Source organism: Amycolatopsis sp. CA-128772 (assembly GCF_002904295.1).
Lineage (GTDB): Bacteria > Actinomycetota > Actinomycetes > Mycobacteriales > Pseudonocardiaceae > Amycolatopsis.
Map to the genome: position 1 here is coordinate 85,863 of NZ_PPHG01000005.1, position 17,250 is coordinate 103,112.

The following is a 17,250-nucleotide window of genomic DNA, read 5'->3' on the forward strand; positions in this document are numbered from 1 at the left end:
TGGAGAACGAAATGCCTGCTTCAAATCGTGATCGTCTCGACGGTCGCCGGGCCCTGGTCACGGGCGGTTCGAAGGGCTCGGGCAAGGCCGTCGTGGAGAGGCTGCGGGAGATGGGTGCCGACGTGTACGTGACGGCGCGGACGATGCCCGACGGGTACGAGCACCCCGACCGGTTCATCGAAGCGGACACGACGACGATCGAAGGCACCGACGCGGTGGCCGCTCGCATCGCCGAAACCGGCGGCGCACTCGACATCCTCGTGCACGTCGTCGGAGGTGCGTCGACGCCGGCCGGTGGATTCGCGGTCATCACCGACGACCAGTGGCTCACCGAGCTGAACCTCAACTTCCTGGGCGCGGTGCGGCTCGATCGGGCTCTTCTCCCGGCGATGATCGCGTCCGGGACGGGTGTGGTGCTGCACTTCACCTCGATCCAGCGTGAACTGCCCCAGTACGACGCATCCCTGGCGTACGCGGCAGCGAAGGCTGCTCTGCGCACGTACAGCAAGGGACTCGCCAACGAGCTCGCGCCGCGCGGCGTGCGGGTGAACGCAATCAGCCCCGGCGGGATCGAGACCGAAGCCTACGAACGATTCGTCGACCGGATCGCCGATGGCAACGGACTCACCCGTGAAGCAGCCAAGCAGACCATCTACGACTCCCTCGGCGGAGTACCCCTGGGACGATTCGCGAATACCGAGGAAATCGCGGACCTGGTCGGATTTCTGGTCTCGGACCGCGCCTCGGCAATCGTGGGCGCCGAGTACGTGATCGACGGCGGAACTGTGCCGACCGTCTGAGCGAGGAGCCATTTCCTCGCAGTCACTCGCGAGCAGTTCCATCCGGCAACCGAGCTCCTCCTGCGCGGGCAGAACTTTCAGATGCTGCTCGGCAACGCCCGGAAACGTGTCGGCAACGTCGTCGACACGTTTCCGGTGCTCGCCTGGTCGTCGGGTTCGCGCCTCGCGTCTCCAGAGCGGTGGCGCGCATCAGTTTGCGTGGACGAGCGCTCAGCTTGACCCACCAGGTGACGGCCCGCATCCGCCACCTGACCTTATCGATGATTTGTCAGCTGGGGCAGGCAGAGATCCAGTCACCTGCGGCGAGGAGAACATCTGACCACGCAAGCCCCGTACCGGTCCTCCGCACAGCCCGTCGGGCCACCACCTCCCTTCGATCCACAGCTCGCTCCAGTCGTTGAGATGCTGACCAGCCGCGACACCCGGCGCAGGACCTCGGGCTTGACTGGGCAGAACCGTCTGCTCTGCGGGCATGAGCGGATGCTCGGCCTCCGGCTGATTCAGCGCCGGCAGGCGGTCGCGCCGTGGCAGGAGATCATCGCCTGCAGGGTGTCGTGCAGCCGCTGTGCTTCGTCGGGGGCCAGCTGGGTCGCGGTGTTGTGCAGTTCCTGCGGGTCCGTGCGGCGGTCGTAGTACTCCTTGGTGCCGTCGGTGTACTCGACGTAGGTATAGGTGACGCCGCGGATGGCTTCGTAGGTGCTCGGGTTGCCGCTGTTCTTCTTCGGCTTGTCCGGATCCGCCTTGTCGAAGTCCGGGCCGTGGTGCTCGATCAGCCCGACGGTGCGCCAGGCTTGCGGTGTGGTCCCGGTCAGCAGGGGCACCAGGCTTTCCCCGTCGACCTGCGTGGGTGTGGAGGCGCCGGCGAGTGCCTCGAACGTCGGCCGCAGGTCGATGTTCTCCGCCGGCTGGTTCACCGTCACGCCGGCCTTGACGCCGGGCCCGGTGATCACCAGCGGCACGTGCACGTCGGTGTCGAACGCCGTCTGCTTGCCGGGGGTGAGGCGGTATTCGCCCATGTGGTAGCCGTTGTCCGAGGTGAACACGATGTCGGTGGAGCCGCGGACGCCGGCCTGGTCCAGCGCGTCCTGGACGGTACCGATCATCTTGTCGACCGATTGGACGGCTTGCGCGCGTTTGCGGAAGTCCTTGTCGATGGTTGTCTTTTCCTTGTCCGTCAGCGGTGTGCGGGACGCGAGCCACGGCGGCGCGGCGGAAGGTAGTGCGTCGAAGGCGGGCCCGCGCGGCGCGGTGAGGCCGGGAAAGGCGTCGGCATCACGAGGAGCCGGGGTGTAGGGGCCATGCGGGGCGAAGGTGGCGAGCTCGATCGCGAACGGCGCGTGCGCGGCCGCCGAGGTGGAGACGAACTGTGCGGCCTTGCCCGCCATGACGTCGACGAGGTAGTCCTCGGGGTTTTTGCCGTAGTGCTTGAGCGTGCCGTTTTCGTTGAGGTCGTAGTCGAACTCGCCGTAGGCGTTCCCGGCGACGTCCCATTCGTTCCAGCCCGGCGGCACGGCGTCGGTCTTGGGGTCGTACCCGTTGAGGTACTTGCCCATCATGGCGGTGTGGTAGCCGGCCTGCTGCAACGACGTGGCGTAGGTCGACTTGTCGTCGCCGCGGCCGTGGAACACCGCGTAGCCGCCGTCTTTGCCGCCGTTGGTGAACACCCCTGTGTCGTGCGGCAGCATGCCGGTGAACAGCGACGACCGCGACGGGCAGCACAGCGAATCGGTCACCGTGTAGTTGGCGAAGGAGGTGCCGGTCCTGGCCATTTCCTGCACGTGCGGCAGGTACTGCAGCAGGTTCATCGAGAGGTCGTCGGTGAGCACCAGGACGATGTTCGGCTTGCTGCCCGCCGAGCCGGAGGGCTGGGAAGGTGCCGAGCTGCCGACACTGCACGCCACCGCCGTCGAAGCCAGTGCCACGGTCAGTGCCGGAATCAGGAGACGGGTGATGGGGGCCATGCCTGCACGCTAAGAGCCGCACGACAGAGCGGGATCAGCGTCGTGTTCGGGTTCGGTAAAGGGCGGGTCCGGGCCTCGGTGGCCACGAAACGTACCCGAGAAGGTTTGGCTGTCCCCATCGCCGCTGGCGGGAGGGACAGTGTCAGTGACACCGCCCGCGGACAGCAGCAACGTGGCGCCAGACGTCCTGCGCCCCGGAGCGAGGTGCTTCAGAAAAGCCCCAGGAGGGACACTTGTGCACCTGTCGAAGTGGATCAACCAAGATCGGCCCGGGACACGAAGAAACCCCTCCGACCGGCCGAAACGACCTGATCGAAGGGATTCTGCAAGAGTGTGGAACTAAGGGGACTCGAACCCCTGACCCCCTCACTGCCTGTGTCGCAACTGTGTGTTGTTCGGCGGGGTGGTAACCGGGGGTCTGCCCCAGCTGTGCCCCGGTGAAATCGGTGAGAGGAACGCCCGCGTTCGCTGCAAACAAATGTGCGGTCGGTACACGACCCCGGGGCATGGAGCCGGTGCTGCCGTTGATCATGTCATTGAACCTGTCCACGGCCCACGCCGCGCGCAGTCCGGGGCGTCCCATGATCATCGGGACCCCGCGGCCGAACTTCGGTTCGTCGGCCCAGATGGTGCGCAGATCGTCCGGGGCGATGCCGGTGGCGATCCGGTTCGCGATGAGGGACCCGATGTACGTGGCCTGGGCGAGCCCGTGACCGTTGCACGCGAGGGAGTAGTAGACGTCGTCGCCGGTCGTGCCGGCGACCGGCAGCCAGGTCGAGGTGATGCCGATCCAGCCGCCCCACGCGTGGGCGATCACCACGTCCGCCAGCGGCGGGAAGCGGCGCGCGAACGCACGGGCGAGGTCGGCGACCACCGCCGGGTCGGGACGGCGTTCGGGAAGCGGGTAGCTCGTCGCACGTTCGATTTGGCGGACGCCGAACACGATGGTGTGGCGTGACGTGAGCCGGTAGTTCTCCATGATGTTGTGCTGGGTGATGAGTCCGGACCGGCTGGTCCAGCCGAGAGCGGCGAGCCGTTCCGGGGCGATCGGCTCGGTCTCGACCTCGGTGACCCACATCGGCGACGGGCGAGGCGAGCACTGCGCTTCGCAGGCCACGCAGGAACTTGCCGGGGTTCATGATTCCGCCGCGGATCTCGCGCATGCCGCCGAGGAAGCCGTGCGGGATGCCCAGTTTGCCGGCCGTGCCCTCCTCGACGTGGGCCCCGGCACGGCGGAGGATCTTCGCGATACGACGCGTCGCCCCAGCTGTCCGCGCGAGACGGCCGCGAAAACGTTCCCCGTGGCCTCGTAGTCGCAGTCGGTGCCGAGCGCCTCGATCAGGCCCTCGACGTGAGCGGCGGCGTTCTCGGTGAGGCGGATGATCGCCGGCATGCGCTTGCGGTGGAGCAGGTTCAGCAGCTGGATGTCACCGCCGGGAGCGCTCGCCAGCTGGCCGGCGTTGCGGGAGCCCGAGCCGTGCCCGCAGAACGCCGACTCCAGCAGCACGGCGTCGACGCCGTGCTCCGCGAGGCGGAGTGCGGTCGCCAGGCCCGCGAGTCCGCCGCCGATGACCGCGACGGAGCAGGTGGTGTCCTCCGTCAGCGGCGGCCGGAGGTCAGTGGGGGAATCGACCCATCCGGTGAACGTGGTGCAAGTGGTGCTCATGCGATTTCGATCCCGGGGGCGGGGGTGACCGGGTCGGGGCCTGCGCCGACCCGCTTGTCGTGCGCGGCGAAGGCGGCATAAGCCCGGTAGATGACGAGCATCGCCAGGCCCCACGTGAACAGCGCGAGGATGTAGAACCGGGTGTGGTCGGCGTCGTCGCCGGGGATCCGCCAGAAGTCGTAGATCGACGCGACGACGACGTTCAGCGCGGTGGCACCGAGTAACCACACGGCGTGGGCGCGCTCGCCGATCTCCCGGAGGCGCCACGCGAAGTAGCTCAGGAAGCCGGATGTTGCGAGCGCGGTGATCAGGAAGAACACCTTGCCCGGGGTGCCGATCTCGTCGGCGAACTCGGACAGGACGAATCCGAGGACCGCGGCCAGGGAGAAGGCGCCCACCTCGACCCGGAGCGTGGGCTTGTACCTGTGGGTGACGACCAGCAGACCGAGGACCAGGATCAGCGTGAACCCGATCGAGCGCGAGAACGCGTCCAGGAAGAACGCGATGTGGTGCGTCAGGGAATCGGGGCCTGCCTTGGTGACCCCGTAGACCAGGAAATTGCTTCCCGACACACCCATGATGATCCATTCGAGGCCGATCAGGTAGTTGTGCTGGCCTCTGATGACCTTCACGCCGCAGATGAGTCCGACTGCGATCATCCAGATGTCCGCTGCGGCGAAGAGTATGTCGCGCATGGCAGCGCCTCCTTGAGTGTGACCGTGATCTCGCGCGGCTCCACAGTGGCCTGCTCGCGAGGCCGCCCGCTACGCCGATGTGCACCCACGTGTCGCGACAGTCGCCGCACACTGCACCACGACGCCGGGGGCACGGCAACGCAGTGGCCCGGGCGGTGCACTGTGCACCACGTCGTCCCGCAGGACGGGGCATCGCGACGTAGAGCGCGGACCTCCGCGGCGGGCACCGTGGAAGGGCACATCGACGTGATCACCATCGAAAGGCCTTCACGATGAACGCATCGACGCAGCCACCCGAGGAATTCGACATCGTCATCATCGGTGCCGGCATTTCCGGTATCGGCGCCGCGCGGTACATCGTCGAGGCGTTCCCCGACAAACGCGTCGTCGTGTTCGAGGGGCGCGACGACATCGGCGGCACCTGGGACCTGTTCAAGTATCCCGGCATTCGTTCGGATTCCGACCTGCACACCTTCGGCTACGAGTTCAAGCCCTGGAAGGACCGCGCCGCCATCGCGGAAGGCCCCCAGATCCTGAACTACCTGCGTGAAACCGTCGAGGAGAACGACCTCGGCAGGCTCATCCGCCTCGGGCACAGCGTGCAGCGCGCCGAATGGTCCGGTGCCGACGCGCGCTGGACGATCGACGTGCGCACCGCCGCCGGCGACAAGCGCGTCACCGCCGGCTGGATCTTCGCGGGCACCGGGTATTACCGCTACGACGAGGGCTACACCCCGCACTTCGAGGGCCGCGAGGACTTCGCCGGCGACATCGTCCACCCGCAGCAGTGGCCCGAGGGCTACGACTACGCGGGCAAAAAGGTCGTCGTGATCGGCAGCGGCGCGACCGCGGTGACACTGATCCCGTCGATGCTGACCGGCGAGAGCGCCGCAGCCCACGTGACCATGCTCCAGCGCACCCCCACGTACGTGGTGCCCTGGCCGAAGGTCGATTCCGTCGCGCTTCTGCTGACCCGGCTCTTCGGCGAACGCCGCGGCTACGCGATGACCCGGTTCATCAACATCTGGATCGACCGGGGTGTGGTCAAGTCGCTGCGCACGTTCCCCCGCCTGGGCCGCGCGGCCATCCGGCGCATCAACAAGCAGTCGCTGCCCAAGGGCTTCGACGTGGACACCCACTTCAACCCGCCCTACGACCCGTGGGACCAGCGCCTGTGCCTTTCCCCCGACGGCGACTTCTTCGCCGCGCTGAGCGAGGGCAGCGCCTCGATCGTCACCGACCGGATCACGCGTTTCACCGAGTCGGGGATCCGGCTCGAGTCGGGCGAGCACCTCGACGCCGACCTGATCGTCACCGCGACCGGCCTCAACGTGCGCCTGCTCGGCGGCATCGAGCTGGTGGTCGACGGCGCGCCGGTGAACCCCGCCGAGCGCGTCGTCTACCGGGGCACCCTGCTTTCGGGGATCCCCAACCTCGCCATCGCGATCGGCTACACGACCTCGTCGTGGACGCTGAAGGTCGGCATCCTGTGCCGCTACTTCTGCGCATTGGTGGGGCACATGGACGCCTCCGGCTACGACAGCGTCGTCGTCGAGGCCGATCCCGCGATGGAGACGCGGCCGGTCATGGACCTCAGCTCGGGCTACGCGCAGCGGGCCCGCGAAACCACCCCGAAGCAGGGGACGGGCCGGTGGCAGATGTCGATGTCCTACCCGCAGGACGCCAAGCTGCTGCGGGGCTCCCTGCTGGACGACGCGCTGCGGTTCGAAACCACCGCCGGTGCGGAAAGCGCTCGCCCGGCGGTACGGGAGGAGATCGGTGCCTGAACCCGTCGAAGACCGTTTCGTAACCCTTCCGGGCGGCACCCGGGTCTGCTATCGGATCGACGGCGAGCCCGGCGCCGCACCGGTCCTGCTCATCGCCGGCCTCGCGGAAGACCTGACGACGTGGTCGCGGCCGTTCGTCTCCGCGCTGGCCGCGGCCGGCCTCCAGGTGATCCGGATGGACAACCGGGACTGCGGCCGCTCCGCTTACGCGACCACGCCGCCGCCGAGCACGCTGCGGCAACTGCTCGCCCGGCCCCGCCGGGACGCCTACACGCTGGCCGACATGGCGACCGACGCCGCGCAGCTGATCGAGCACCTCGGCCTGGGGCCGGCGCACCTCGTCGGTCGCTCGATGGGCGGGATGATCGCGCAGACCGTCGCGGCGCGGTACCCGGCCCTCACCAGGTCGCTGACCTCTTTGTACGCCACCACGGGGAACCGGAAGGTCGGGCAGCCGGCCCTCTCGGCCCTGGCGCTGCTCGCCGCCTCGCCGCCGCGGAACCGGGTGCAGGCCGTGCGCGCGCACCTTCGCCTGACGGCGCACATCGCGGGCACCGAGTTCCCGATCGACGAGGTCGAAGAGGCGAGCCACGCCGTCGAGACGTGGAACCGCACGGACGGCGACGGCGCGGCGGGGACCGCCCGGCAGGTCCAGGCCATCCAGGCCGCGGGCGACCGGACGGCGGAGATCGGCCGCAGCACGGCTCCCACCCTGGTGCTCAACGGCGACCGCGACCTCGTCGTCGCGCCGTCCGGGGGCGACGCCACCGTGGCCGCGATCGCGGGTTCGCGGCACGTGGTCATTCCCGGAATGGGCCATCACCTGCCCGACGCGCTGGCTCCCCTCGTCGTCGGCCACGTTGTCGAACACCTCGAAAGGGCATCAGCATGACAGAGTCACGCACCGCGGACGTCGCCGTCGTCGGCGCCGGGGTCTCCGGGTTGACCGCGGCACGCCGGCTGGCGCAGGCCGGCCTGTCGGTCGTGGTGACCGAGGCCAGCGACCGGGTCGGCGGCCGCGCGATGAACCTCGACGTCGCCGACGGCGTGATCACCGAGGGCGGCGGCCAGTGGGTCGGACCGGGCCAGGACCGGATCCTCTCCCTGCTGGACGAATTGGGGCTGGAGACCTTCAAGACCCACGTCGACGGCAAGTCGATCTACCGCCGGCGCGGCCGATCGAAGCGGTACGACGGCCTCGTCCCGCCGCTGAGCCCGCTCGCGCTCGCCGACTTCGCCCAGTTGCAGCTGCGGCTGGAGCGGATGGCGAGAACCGTGCCGCTCGACACCCCGTGGACCGCGCGCCGCGCCCGCTCCTGGGACGCCACCACGTTCGGGCACTGGCTCGACGCGAACGCGATGACCGCCGAGGCCAAGGAGATGTTCACTGTCGGCTTCTCGGTGACCAACGCCGAGGACCCGCACGCCACGTCGCTGCTGGTGCAGCTGGCGCGGATCCGGGGCGCCGGCGGGATCGGCCACACCCTCAACATCACCGGCGGGGCGCAGGAATCGCGGGTGGCCGGCGGCACGGTCCGGATCGCGCAGCGCCTGGCCGGGGAACTGGGAGACGCCGTGGTGCTCGACTCGCCCGTCGTCGAGATCGCGCACGACGCCGACGGGGTGTCGGTCCGGTCGGCCCGGGTCGACGTCCGCGCGGACCGGGTGATCGTCGCGATGTCGCCCGCCGACGCCGCCCGGATCCGCGTCACGCCCGGCCTGCCCACCCGCCGCACGATGTTGCAGCGTCGCTGGAGCGTCGGCGCGGAGAGCAAGCTCTTCGCCGTCTACGACCGCCCGTTCTGGCGGGAGCAGGGCTTGAACGGCCAGGCGGTCACAGACCTGCCGGTGGCTCAGTACGTCGTCGACAACTCCCCGCCCGACGGCAGCGTCGGGATCCTGCTGACCTTCCTCGGCACCGCCGGGCAGCGGCCCGACGCGATCCTCGACGACCCCGCCGCGCGGCGCTCCGCCGTCCTCGACGATCTGGCCGTGCTGTTCGGGCCGCGAGCGGCGAACCCGACCGAGTACCTCGAGAAGGACTGGACGCACGAGCCGTGGATCAGCGGCTGCGTCGGCTCCCGCGCCCCGGGCTCGCTGACCCAGTACACCGATGCCGACCGTTGCCCGGTCGGACGGATCCACTGGGCCGGCACGGAAACCGCGACGGTCAACCAGGGCTATTTCGACGGCGCGGTCCGTGCGGCGGAGCGCGCCGTCCGAGAGGTGCTGGACTCGGGTCTGCTCAAGGTGGCGAGCCGGCCTGCGGGATGACCACGAAGCCGGCCGCGCGCACTGGCGCAGGGCCGATTCCGGCGAATCCGGGATATCGCGGAAAGCACCACCGAACGGAGTGGTCGTCATGAGCCAGCAGCGCGAAGAACGGACACCGGAGGTCACCACCGGCCTCGGCCGGACACTGGGCGTCCCGCAGATCGTCTTCATGGTCGTGGCGATGGCCGCGCCCTGACGGTGTTCGCCGGACTCATCCCGTTGATGCTCGGTTCGGGCAACGGCATCGGAACGCCGCTCGACTTCGTGATCGTCGGAGTCGTGCTGGTGTTGTTCACCGTCGGGTACTCGGCGATGACCCCCGAGGTGCGCAACGCGGGTGCCTTCTACTCCTACGTCCAACGGGGCCTCGGCATCGGGGCCGGGCTGGGCGCCGCAACGCTCGCCCTGGTCACGTACTCACTCCTCGTGGTCGCCGTCTCGGCTTACCTCGGGGCCGCCGCGCGCACTGTGATCGAGACCTTCTTCGGCGTCCCGGTTCCCTGGTGGTGCCTCGCGGCCGCCGGGCTCACCGCGATCGGTTACCTGGGATACCGCAACGTCGAGGTCAGCGCACGGGTGCTCGGCGCGCTGCTCATCGCGGAGGTCGGGATCGTCGTCCTCGTCGACTTCGCCGTCGTGCTGCGCGGAGGCGACCACGGTCTCTCCACGGCCCCGCTGACCTGGGACGCGTTCACCGGCGGCGGCACCGGCTCGGCATCGCGCACGCCCCCGAGCTCGCGGCGCACGACCCCGAAGCACTCGCAGCCGGGCTCGCCGACCGCTATCTGTCTCGGGCCGCCCACGACATCATGCAGGTTCTCCTCGTCACGAGCTTCTTCGCCTGCGTGCTCACCGCGCACAACGTCGTGGGCCGCTACCTGTTCGCCCTCGGCCGGAAGAGCGCGCTCCCGGTTTCGCTCGGCTCGGTCCACCCCGCGCACCGGTCGCCGCACGTGGCGTCACTGCTGACCTCCGGGGTGATCGGCGCGAGGGGCCGGGCAAGGTCCTGGCACCGCACCGCCTGGTGCACCCCCTGCGAGAGGCCCTCGCCGAACGCATCGCGCGGCTGCGGATCGGGCACTCGCTCGACGAGGAGTCCGATCTCGGCCCCATCTCCAACGAACCGCACCACCGGACCCTGATCCAGCGGATCGAGGACCTGCGCGGGCTCGGTGCCGAGATCGACCAGCCCGGGGAGCTGCCCGGTCTGGCGGGCTTCTTCCTGTCTCCCACGCTCGCCATCGGGTCCGACCCGGACCGCACGACCGCCGAGCTGTTCGGGCCGGTCGTCTCCGTGCACGGCGTGGACTCGGACGAGGACGCGCTGCGCGCCGCCAACGCGCACCCGTCGGGCCTGGACGCCTATGTGTTCGGCACCGACACCGACCGCGCGATCGCGATCGGTGCCCGGGTCATGTCCGGCGAGGTGCGGGTCAACGGCGCCAAGCTCGCCGATCTCGGCGACGGCTCCGCCCAGAGCTTCTGGGGCCCGTCCGGTATCGGCGGGCACGGACCGGCGGAGTCGGTGCGGGTGTTCTGCGGAGATCGGGTCGTCGGGGTCGATTCGCCGGACCTGCCCCTGTGATCGGCCCGGGAGGAGACCAGGCCCACAGCGAGCGCCGCGGAGGTGATCGGTTTCAGTCCCGCAACTGCACGAGCATGAGTGCTGCGACCACGCTCGCGGCGTTGTCGGCGAGCGGCACCGGCAGCAGCTGGTCGGCGCGGGCCAGCCGTCGCTCGATGGTGTTGCGGTGCGTGAACATCCGCTCCGCCGCGGCGGAGCCGTTGAACCGTTCCCGAACATAGGTCAGCACCGTTTGCCGCAGCACCGGGTCGGCAGTCGCGAAGTCGCCCAGAGTGTCGGTCACGAACTGGTCGGCCTGCGCCATGTCGGCCGTGAGCACCGACACCAACGCGACGTCCTCGTACCGGACGACAGGACGCGCCGAGCCCATCCGCGCCAGCAACCGCTGCGCGGCGGCCGCGTCCAGGTGGCTACGGCGAAAACCGTCGAGATCCCGCCCGCAACGTCCGAACGCGACACGGATTCCCGGGTGGCCGTCCAGACCGGCCTCCGCCGCCTCGGCCGACGGGACCGTGTCCGCCGGGACCCACACCCACAGCACGGTGGCGCTCGCGTTCAAGGTGAATCGGCGCGAGGCTCCGCATATCTTCATCACCGTCTCGGCGGCCGCGTCGAGACCGGCGGCCTCGTCGGCGGAGTCGCTCCAGATGATCGCGGCGACGTGACTGCCCGCCAGCGCGTACCCGAGCCGCGATTCGGCCGGCGCTCGGCCGATCGGCGCTCCTTCGAGCAAGAGCTGGACGGTGGCGTGCCGCTCAGCGCTGGCGCCCCGCGCGAGGTCCGCCCGTTCCTGTTCGACGTACTCGTCGAGCGCCGCGATCGAATCGTCGATGAAGGTCGTCATCGACCGCTCGGACACCTTCATCAAGTCGCGGAGCTCGCCGACGACGGCAGTCGTCGCGAAGCAGGCGTCGACCCACAGCTCCCACGCCCCGTGCTGGGCACCCCGCCACGAACCGAGGTCGTGCATGTCCAGGCCGCGCCGCACCAGGTCGCGTGCGAACTGCAGGACTTCCGGGTCGACGCACGGCCCGACTCGCGCCCCGGGGTCCTGGAGCGTGGCCGACAACCAGTGCCTGAAGTAAGCCTTGCTCATGTGCCGGTCGGCCGCCGCGAGCTGCGGGTCCTCCAGCAGTGCGCGGTACTCGGCCTCCCGGTGGGCGGCGGCCACCACCTCGTCGACCGCTACGCTCGTCGAAGCCAGAAGGCACTCGGCGACGTCCCGCATCAGCTCGGCGGTGCGTCGGCTCGGTCGCGGCCATTCTGCGTCCACTGTGGCACTGTAACGCCACACGTCGCCGGCTGGGTCTTCCTCGGCGAGGGCCTGACCGACCTGGTCGACGTGGTGCTGGGTGTGCGGGGACCGGCCCAGCGTGGAGCGGCATGAGAGTGCGCGCAGGCCTGTCGTCGTGGTTCGTGCATCTGGATGCCGGCCGGCGCCCGCAGCGTCGTTGAGGGCGGACGCTGGGGATGTCTGTGCCGGGGAACTCCACGGTTGGGCCAACGCTGGGTTGTCTCAGCCGGGTGTGGAGGTCGTTGTGGCGTGGGTGGAGCAGTGTGGCAGCCGTGAGGTTTCGGCGGCAAGGTTTCGGCGTTCGTTCGGTGTCGGGGGTTTGGCTCGTGGCGTGATGCTGTGGCCTATGCCGCCGGGTTGGAGGTGGATCGGCATCGGCGGGTGTAAATGGATCCGGCCGACAGCGCGGTTACGGTGGCCGAGTGGGCAGGGCGGTGGTTTCGGTGGCTGGATCTGGATCTGCGGAAGATCGAGAGCTGTCGGAGCACATTCTGCCGAAGTTCGGGGGTGTGCCGTTGGGTGCGATCACGGCGTTGGGTGTGGCCGAGTGAGCTCGGGAGCTGGAGCGGGCTGGGTTCGCCTCGTCGACGGAGCCACAAGACCTGGCTGATCGCCGGCGGCGCGCCGGAGATCGCGCAGGCCCGTCGGCTCGGGCATCACCTGGACAACCCGGGTCATCGAGACCTACTCCCACGTCGCGCCGGAGGTCGAGCGGCGGCTGCTCGACGATCTCGAGCGGCGCTGGCACACCGCGGCCCCGCCACCACCAACGCCGTCACCCAGCGTGGCCGACAGGGGGCGGGTGGCGCCGGTTGTTCCCCTCATCGCCACGGTGGGGGTCACCCGCCGGACGGGCCCAGGAGCAGCCCGAATAGCGCGCCGACGACCGGCTGAGGGTGGGGCAGTGCTCCAGTTTGCCCCACCAGGAGCACAACATCACGCCGTAAGCCGATCACCGAAGATCGAACCGGGAATGCAGAAAACCCCTCCGACCAGCCACAGCGGCTGAAACGAAGGGGTTCCTTACGATGTGGAGCTAAGGGGACTCGAACCCCTGACCCCCTCACTGCCAGTGAGGTGCGCTACCAGCTGCGCCATAGCCCCGAGGCGAAGGTGAACTCCGCATCTCGTATGCCCATACAGTACACCCCGCCCAAGACCCCTTCACGCGGGGGTCCCCGCATCCCCCTCTACCCCCTCGCAATCCGCTGACCTGCACATTCACACCTTATTTTTAGTCCTGTATTGACTCCTCGCCGTGACCGCCGTTACATTTTGCGCGGTTGTGACGCCGAGGTCCCCGCCCGTTACGCCGCGTCTCCAACTCCGGGCACACCTCTCGATGACGCCGCGAATGCGGCAGAGGAGGCTTCGATGACGAGACGGCGGTTGCTGACGCTCCTTGCGGCAGCATCAGTCCTGGCCGGGGGCACCACGGCCGTCGCGCACGCCGCGGTCACCCCTGATGGGTGGTACACCGTGGCCGGCGCCAACAGCGGGAAGTGCGTTGATGCCCGGGGGGCCGGCGGTGCCGATGGGACCGTTGTGCAGCAGTACTCCTGCAACCAGACCAGCTCGCAGCAATGGCAGTTCCAGGCCACCGGGGACGGCTACTTCCGGGTGAACGCGCGCACCAACCCGGCCGCCGCGTGGGATGTCACCGATGTCTCGACCGCCGATGGTGGGCTCGTGCAGCTCTGGACCTACTCGAGCGGGGCCAACCAGCAGTGGCAGGCCGTCGACGAGGGCGGGGGCCGGTACCACTTCGTCAGCCGCCACAGCGGGAAGTGCCTCGACGTTCCCGGCGCTTCCGGCAACGATGTCCAGCTCCAGCAGTACGCCTGCAACGGCACCGCCGCCCAGTCCTTCATGCTGACCCCCGTGAACACGAGCCAGCCCGGACAGCCCGACTTCGGCCCGAACGTCGTCGTCTTCGACCCGTCCATGCCGAGCTCGACCATCCAGAGCCGGCTGAACAGCATCTTCTCCCAGCAGGAACGCAACCAGTTCGGCAGCCAGCGCTACGCCGTCATGTTCAAGCCGGGCACCTACGCCAACGACGTCAACGTCGGCTTCTACACCCAGGTCCTCGGCCTCGGCCTGAGCCCCGACGCCGTCAACATCAACGGCGCCGTGCACGTCGAGGCCGACTGGTTCCCGCCGCAGAACGCCACCCAGAACTTCTGGCGGGGCGCCGAGAACCTGTCCGTGACCCCGAACGGGGGCGCCGACCGGTGGGCCGTCAGCCAGGCCGCGCCCTACCGGCGCATGCACGTCCGCGGTGACCTGCAGCTCGACGACGGCGGCTGGGCCAGCGGCGGCTGGATCTCCGACACGAAGATCGACGGCCAGGTGCGGTCCGGCTCGCAGCAGCAGTGGATCTCCCGGAACTCGCAGTTCGGCAGCTGGAACGGCTCGAACTGGAACATGGTCTTCGCCGGCGTCCAGGGCGCGCCCGCCAACACCTTCCCGGCTCCGCCCTACACCACGGTCGCGCAGACGCCGGTCGTGCGCGAGAAGCCGTTCCTCTACATCGACGGCGCCGGCAAGTACCAGGTGTTCGTCCCCGGCGTGAAGGCCAACGCGGCCGGCACGAGCTGGGCGAACGGCGCCGCACCGGGCACATCGCTGTCGATCGACCAGTTCTACATCGCCAAGCCCGGCGCCACCGCCGCGGACCTGAACGCCGCGCTCGCCGTCGGCAAAAACCTGCTGGTCACGCCCGGTGTCTACCACCTGAACCAGACGCTGCGCGTCACCCGGCCGGACACCGTCGTGCTCGGCCTCGGCATCGCCACGCTCGTCCCGGACAACGGCATCACCGCGATGACCGTCGACGACATCGACGGCGTCAAGCTCGCCGGCCTGCTGATCGACGCCGGCACGACCAGCTCGGCCACGCTCATGCAGGTCGGCCCGGCCGGCTCGACCGTGAACCACGCCGCGAACCCGACGTCGCTGCACGACGTCTTCTTCCGGATCGGCGGCGCCGCCGTCGGGAAGGCGACGACCAGCCTGGTCGTCAACAGCAGCAACGTGATCGGCGACCACATGTGGATCTGGCGCGCCGACCACGCCGAGCGCAACGAGTACGTCGGCTGGACCACCAACACCGCCGACACCGGGCTGGTCGTCAACGGCAACGACGTCACCATGTACGGCCTCTTCGTCGAGCACTACCAGAAGACGCAGGTCGTCTGGAACGGCAACGGCGGCCGTACCTACTTCTTCCAGAACGAGATGCCCTACGACGTGCCGAACCAGGCCAGCTGGATGAACGGCTCGACGCCGGGCTTCTCCGCCTACAAGGTGAGCCCGAACGTCACCAGTCACGAAGCGTGGGGGCTGGGCAGCTACTGCTACTTCAGCACCAACCCGTCCGTGGCAAGCGCCCACGCGTACGAGGCGCCGAACACGCCGGGTGTCCGGTTCCACGACATGGTGACCGTGTCGCTCAACTACCAGGGCACGATCACGCACGTGATCAACAGCACCGGCCCGGCCACGCCGTCCGGGACCAAGGCCGTCAACCTGGTGAGTTACCCCTGAATCACCGGCGTGCGCCGTGGTGGCGGCCGCGGCGCACGCCGGTCCTTTGTGGATACCCCCGAACGGGGTGTTCGAGGAGCCGGACAGGGGTAATCGTCGCGATACTGAGGTCCCCAATCGATCCGGGAGCGGCAGATGACCTCTTTCGCAGCGTTCACCGTCGTCGAACCCCGCAAAGCCTGGCCGATCGCCGCCGTCCGCGGCGTGCTCGCCGTGCTCTTCGGGCTTTTCGCGCTGATCTGGCCCGGCGCTACCGTGCTCGTCCTGGCGATCCTGTACGGCGTGTACGCGATCGTCGACGGCATCGGCGGCCTGATGCAGGCGTTCCGCCCGGGTGACACCGGGCACCGGGTGGCCTACGGCATCCTCGGCGCGCTCGGCATCATCGCCGGGATCCTCGTCCTGGTCTGGCCCGGCATCACCGTCCTGCTGCTGGCCCTGCTGGTCGGCTTCTGGGCGATCATCACCGGCATCGCCGAAATCGCCGCGGCGGTCCGGCTGCGCAAGCAGATCCGCGGCGAGGCGTTCCTCATCGCGGCCGGCGCGATCTCCGTGCTCGCCGGCATCCTCATCGTGATCAACCCGATCGCCGGCGCGTACGGCATCGCCCTGCTCGTCGGCATCTACGCGCTGCTCTACGGGATCATGCTGCTGGTGCTGGCCTTCCGCCTCCGGAAACTCGCCGGCTGAGTACCGTGCGGGGGTGTCGACCCGCGAACTGGTGGTGCTGGGCACCGCGTCCCAGGTGCCCACGCGCCACCGCAACCAGAACGGCTACCTCCTCCGCTGGGACGGCGAGGGCCTCCTCTTCGACCCCGGCGAAGGCACCCAGCGCCAGATGCTGCGGGCCGGCGTCGCCGCCACGGACATCACGCGGATCTGCATCACGCACTTCCACGGCGACCACAGCCTCGGCCTGCCCGGCGTGATCCAGCGGCTTTCGCTGGACAAGGTCAGCCACCCGGTGCACGCCTGCTTCCCGGCGTCCGGCGCGCACTACTTCGAGCGGATGCGGCACGCGACGGCGTTCTACGAGCAGGCCGACCTGCGGGAACAACCGATCGCCGGGGACGGCCCGGTCGCCACCGGGAAGTTCACCCTCGAGGCGCGGCGCCTGAGCCACCCCGTCGAGGCGTTCGGCTACCGGCTGACCGAGCCCGACGGCCGCACGATGCTCCCGGGGAAACTGCAGGAACGCGGCATCGCGGGCCCGGACGTCGGCCGGCTCCAGCGGGAGGGGCGCCTGGGCACCACGAGACTCGAAGACGTCAGCACGCCGCGGCCCGGCCAGCGGTTCGCGTTCGTGATGGACACCCGCCTCTGCGACGCGGTGTACGCCCTCAGCGAAAACGCCGACATGCTCGTGATCGAGGCAACGTTCCTGGCCGAGGACACCTCGCTGGCGAAGGACTTCGGCCACCTGACCGCGCGGCAGGCCGCGCGCGTCGCCGCCGAGTCCGGCGTCCGGCAGCTCGTGCTGACCCACTTTTCCCAGCGCTACCCCGATCCGAACCGCTTCGAGGAGGAGGCGCGGGCCGAATTCGGCGGCGAGATCGTGGTGGCCGAGGACCTGGAGCGGGTCCAGGTGCCGAAACGGCGCTCCTCCCCAACGGAGCAGGAAGCGCCGTAGGCTGCATGT

Annotated in this window: 14 protein-coding genes and 1 tRNA gene; 9 read left to right on the forward strand and 6 right to left on the reverse strand. The window is 69.3% G+C overall.

Annotated elements, in window-relative coordinates; genetic code table 11:
• Positions 1-11 precede the first annotated feature (11 nt).
• The gene (locus C2L59_RS01990; protein WP_103347784.1) at positions 12-800 is read left to right on the forward strand and encodes an SDR family oxidoreductase; all 789 of its coding nucleotides are present in this window, start codon (positions 12-14) and stop codon (positions 798-800) included.
• A gap of 500 nt (positions 801-1,300) precedes the next feature.
• Here the strand turns inward: C2L59_RS01990 and C2L59_RS01995 are convergent, their stop codons facing one another.
• From C2L59_RS01995 to C2L59_RS02005, 4 genes are all read right to left on the reverse strand, one after another.
• A complete protein-coding gene (locus tag C2L59_RS01995; RefSeq protein ID WP_103347785.1) occupies positions 1,301-2,761 on the reverse strand; it encodes a sulfatase in 1,461 nt (486 codons plus the stop codon).
• A 142-nt stretch (positions 2,762-2,903) separates the two neighbouring features.
• Positions 2,904-3,839 (reverse strand): FAD-binding oxidoreductase, encoded by a 936-nt coding sequence (locus C2L59_RS48540; protein ID WP_233223220.1) that lies wholly within the window; start codon positions 3,837-3,839, stop codon positions 2,904-2,906.
• Between the two features lie 57 nt (positions 3,840-3,896).
• Complete coding sequence (locus C2L59_RS48545; protein WP_233223221.1) at positions 3,897-4,427, reverse strand: FAD-binding oxidoreductase; 531 nt, start codon at positions 4,425-4,427, stop codon at positions 3,897-3,899.
• A complete protein-coding gene (locus tag C2L59_RS02005) occupies positions 4,424-5,122 on the reverse strand; it encodes a transporter (protein WP_103347786.1) in 699 nt (232 codons plus the stop codon). Before C2L59_RS02005 ends, C2L59_RS48545 begins: the two co-directional genes overlap by 4 nt.
• A gap of 272 nt (positions 5,123-5,394) precedes the next feature.
• On the opposite strand from C2L59_RS02005, the gene C2L59_RS02010 reads away from it, so the two are divergent.
• The 5 genes from C2L59_RS02010 to C2L59_RS02030 all read left to right on the forward strand — a co-directional run bounded on the left by C2L59_RS02010 (position 5,395) and on the right by C2L59_RS02030 (position 10,768).
• On the forward strand, positions 5,395-6,909 hold the full coding sequence (locus tag C2L59_RS02010) for an NAD(P)/FAD-dependent oxidoreductase (protein ID WP_103347787.1): 1,515 nt from the start codon (positions 5,395-5,397) through the stop codon (positions 6,907-6,909).
• Complete coding sequence (locus tag C2L59_RS02015) at positions 6,902-7,801, forward strand: alpha/beta fold hydrolase (RefSeq protein ID WP_103347788.1); 900 nt, start codon at positions 6,902-6,904, stop codon at positions 7,799-7,801. Before C2L59_RS02010 ends, C2L59_RS02015 begins: the two co-directional genes overlap by 8 nt.
• A complete protein-coding gene (locus tag C2L59_RS02020) occupies positions 7,798-9,183 on the forward strand; it encodes an FAD-dependent oxidoreductase (protein ID WP_103347789.1) in 1,386 nt (461 codons plus the stop codon). Before C2L59_RS02015 ends, C2L59_RS02020 begins: the two co-directional genes overlap by 4 nt.
• 198 nt (positions 9,184-9,381) lie before the next feature.
• Positions 9,382-10,152, forward strand: a complete 771-nt coding sequence (locus tag C2L59_RS48550) for a hypothetical protein (protein ID WP_233223222.1) — start codon at positions 9,382-9,384, stop codon at positions 10,150-10,152.
• A 37-nt stretch (positions 10,153-10,189) separates the two neighbouring features.
• Positions 10,190-10,768, forward strand: a complete 579-nt coding sequence (locus C2L59_RS02030; protein ID WP_255410224.1) for an aldehyde dehydrogenase family protein — start codon at positions 10,190-10,192, stop codon at positions 10,766-10,768.
• 52 nt (positions 10,769-10,820) lie between these two features.
• Here C2L59_RS02030 and C2L59_RS02035 read toward each other — a convergent pair whose 3' ends face one another.
• Both C2L59_RS02035 and C2L59_RS02040 read right to left on the reverse strand, forming a co-directional pair.
• Entirely contained in the window at positions 10,821-12,272 is a 1,452-nt protein-coding gene (locus C2L59_RS02035) for a helix-turn-helix domain-containing protein (RefSeq protein WP_199198866.1), read from the reverse strand.
• Between the two features lie 821 nt (positions 12,273-13,093).
• Positions 13,094-13,166 (reverse strand) — tRNA-Ala (locus C2L59_RS02040).
• A gap of 270 nt (positions 13,167-13,436) precedes the next feature.
• Between C2L59_RS02040 and C2L59_RS02045 the strand changes: the two genes are divergently transcribed.
• The 3 genes from C2L59_RS02045 (at position 13,437) to C2L59_RS02055 (ending at position 17,241) form a co-directional block, all read left to right on the forward strand.
• Entirely contained in the window at positions 13,437-15,611 is a 2,175-nt protein-coding gene (locus C2L59_RS02045; RefSeq protein WP_233223224.1) for an RICIN domain-containing protein, read from the forward strand.
• 135 nt (positions 15,612-15,746) lie between these two features.
• Entirely contained in the window at positions 15,747-16,301 is a 555-nt protein-coding gene (locus C2L59_RS02050; RefSeq protein ID WP_103347792.1) for an HdeD family acid-resistance protein, read from the forward strand.
• Between the two features lie 13 nt (positions 16,302-16,314).
• A complete protein-coding gene (locus C2L59_RS02055; RefSeq protein ID WP_103347793.1) occupies positions 16,315-17,241 on the forward strand; it encodes a ribonuclease Z in 927 nt (308 codons plus the stop codon).
• Positions 17,242-17,250: the final 9 nt, after the last annotated feature.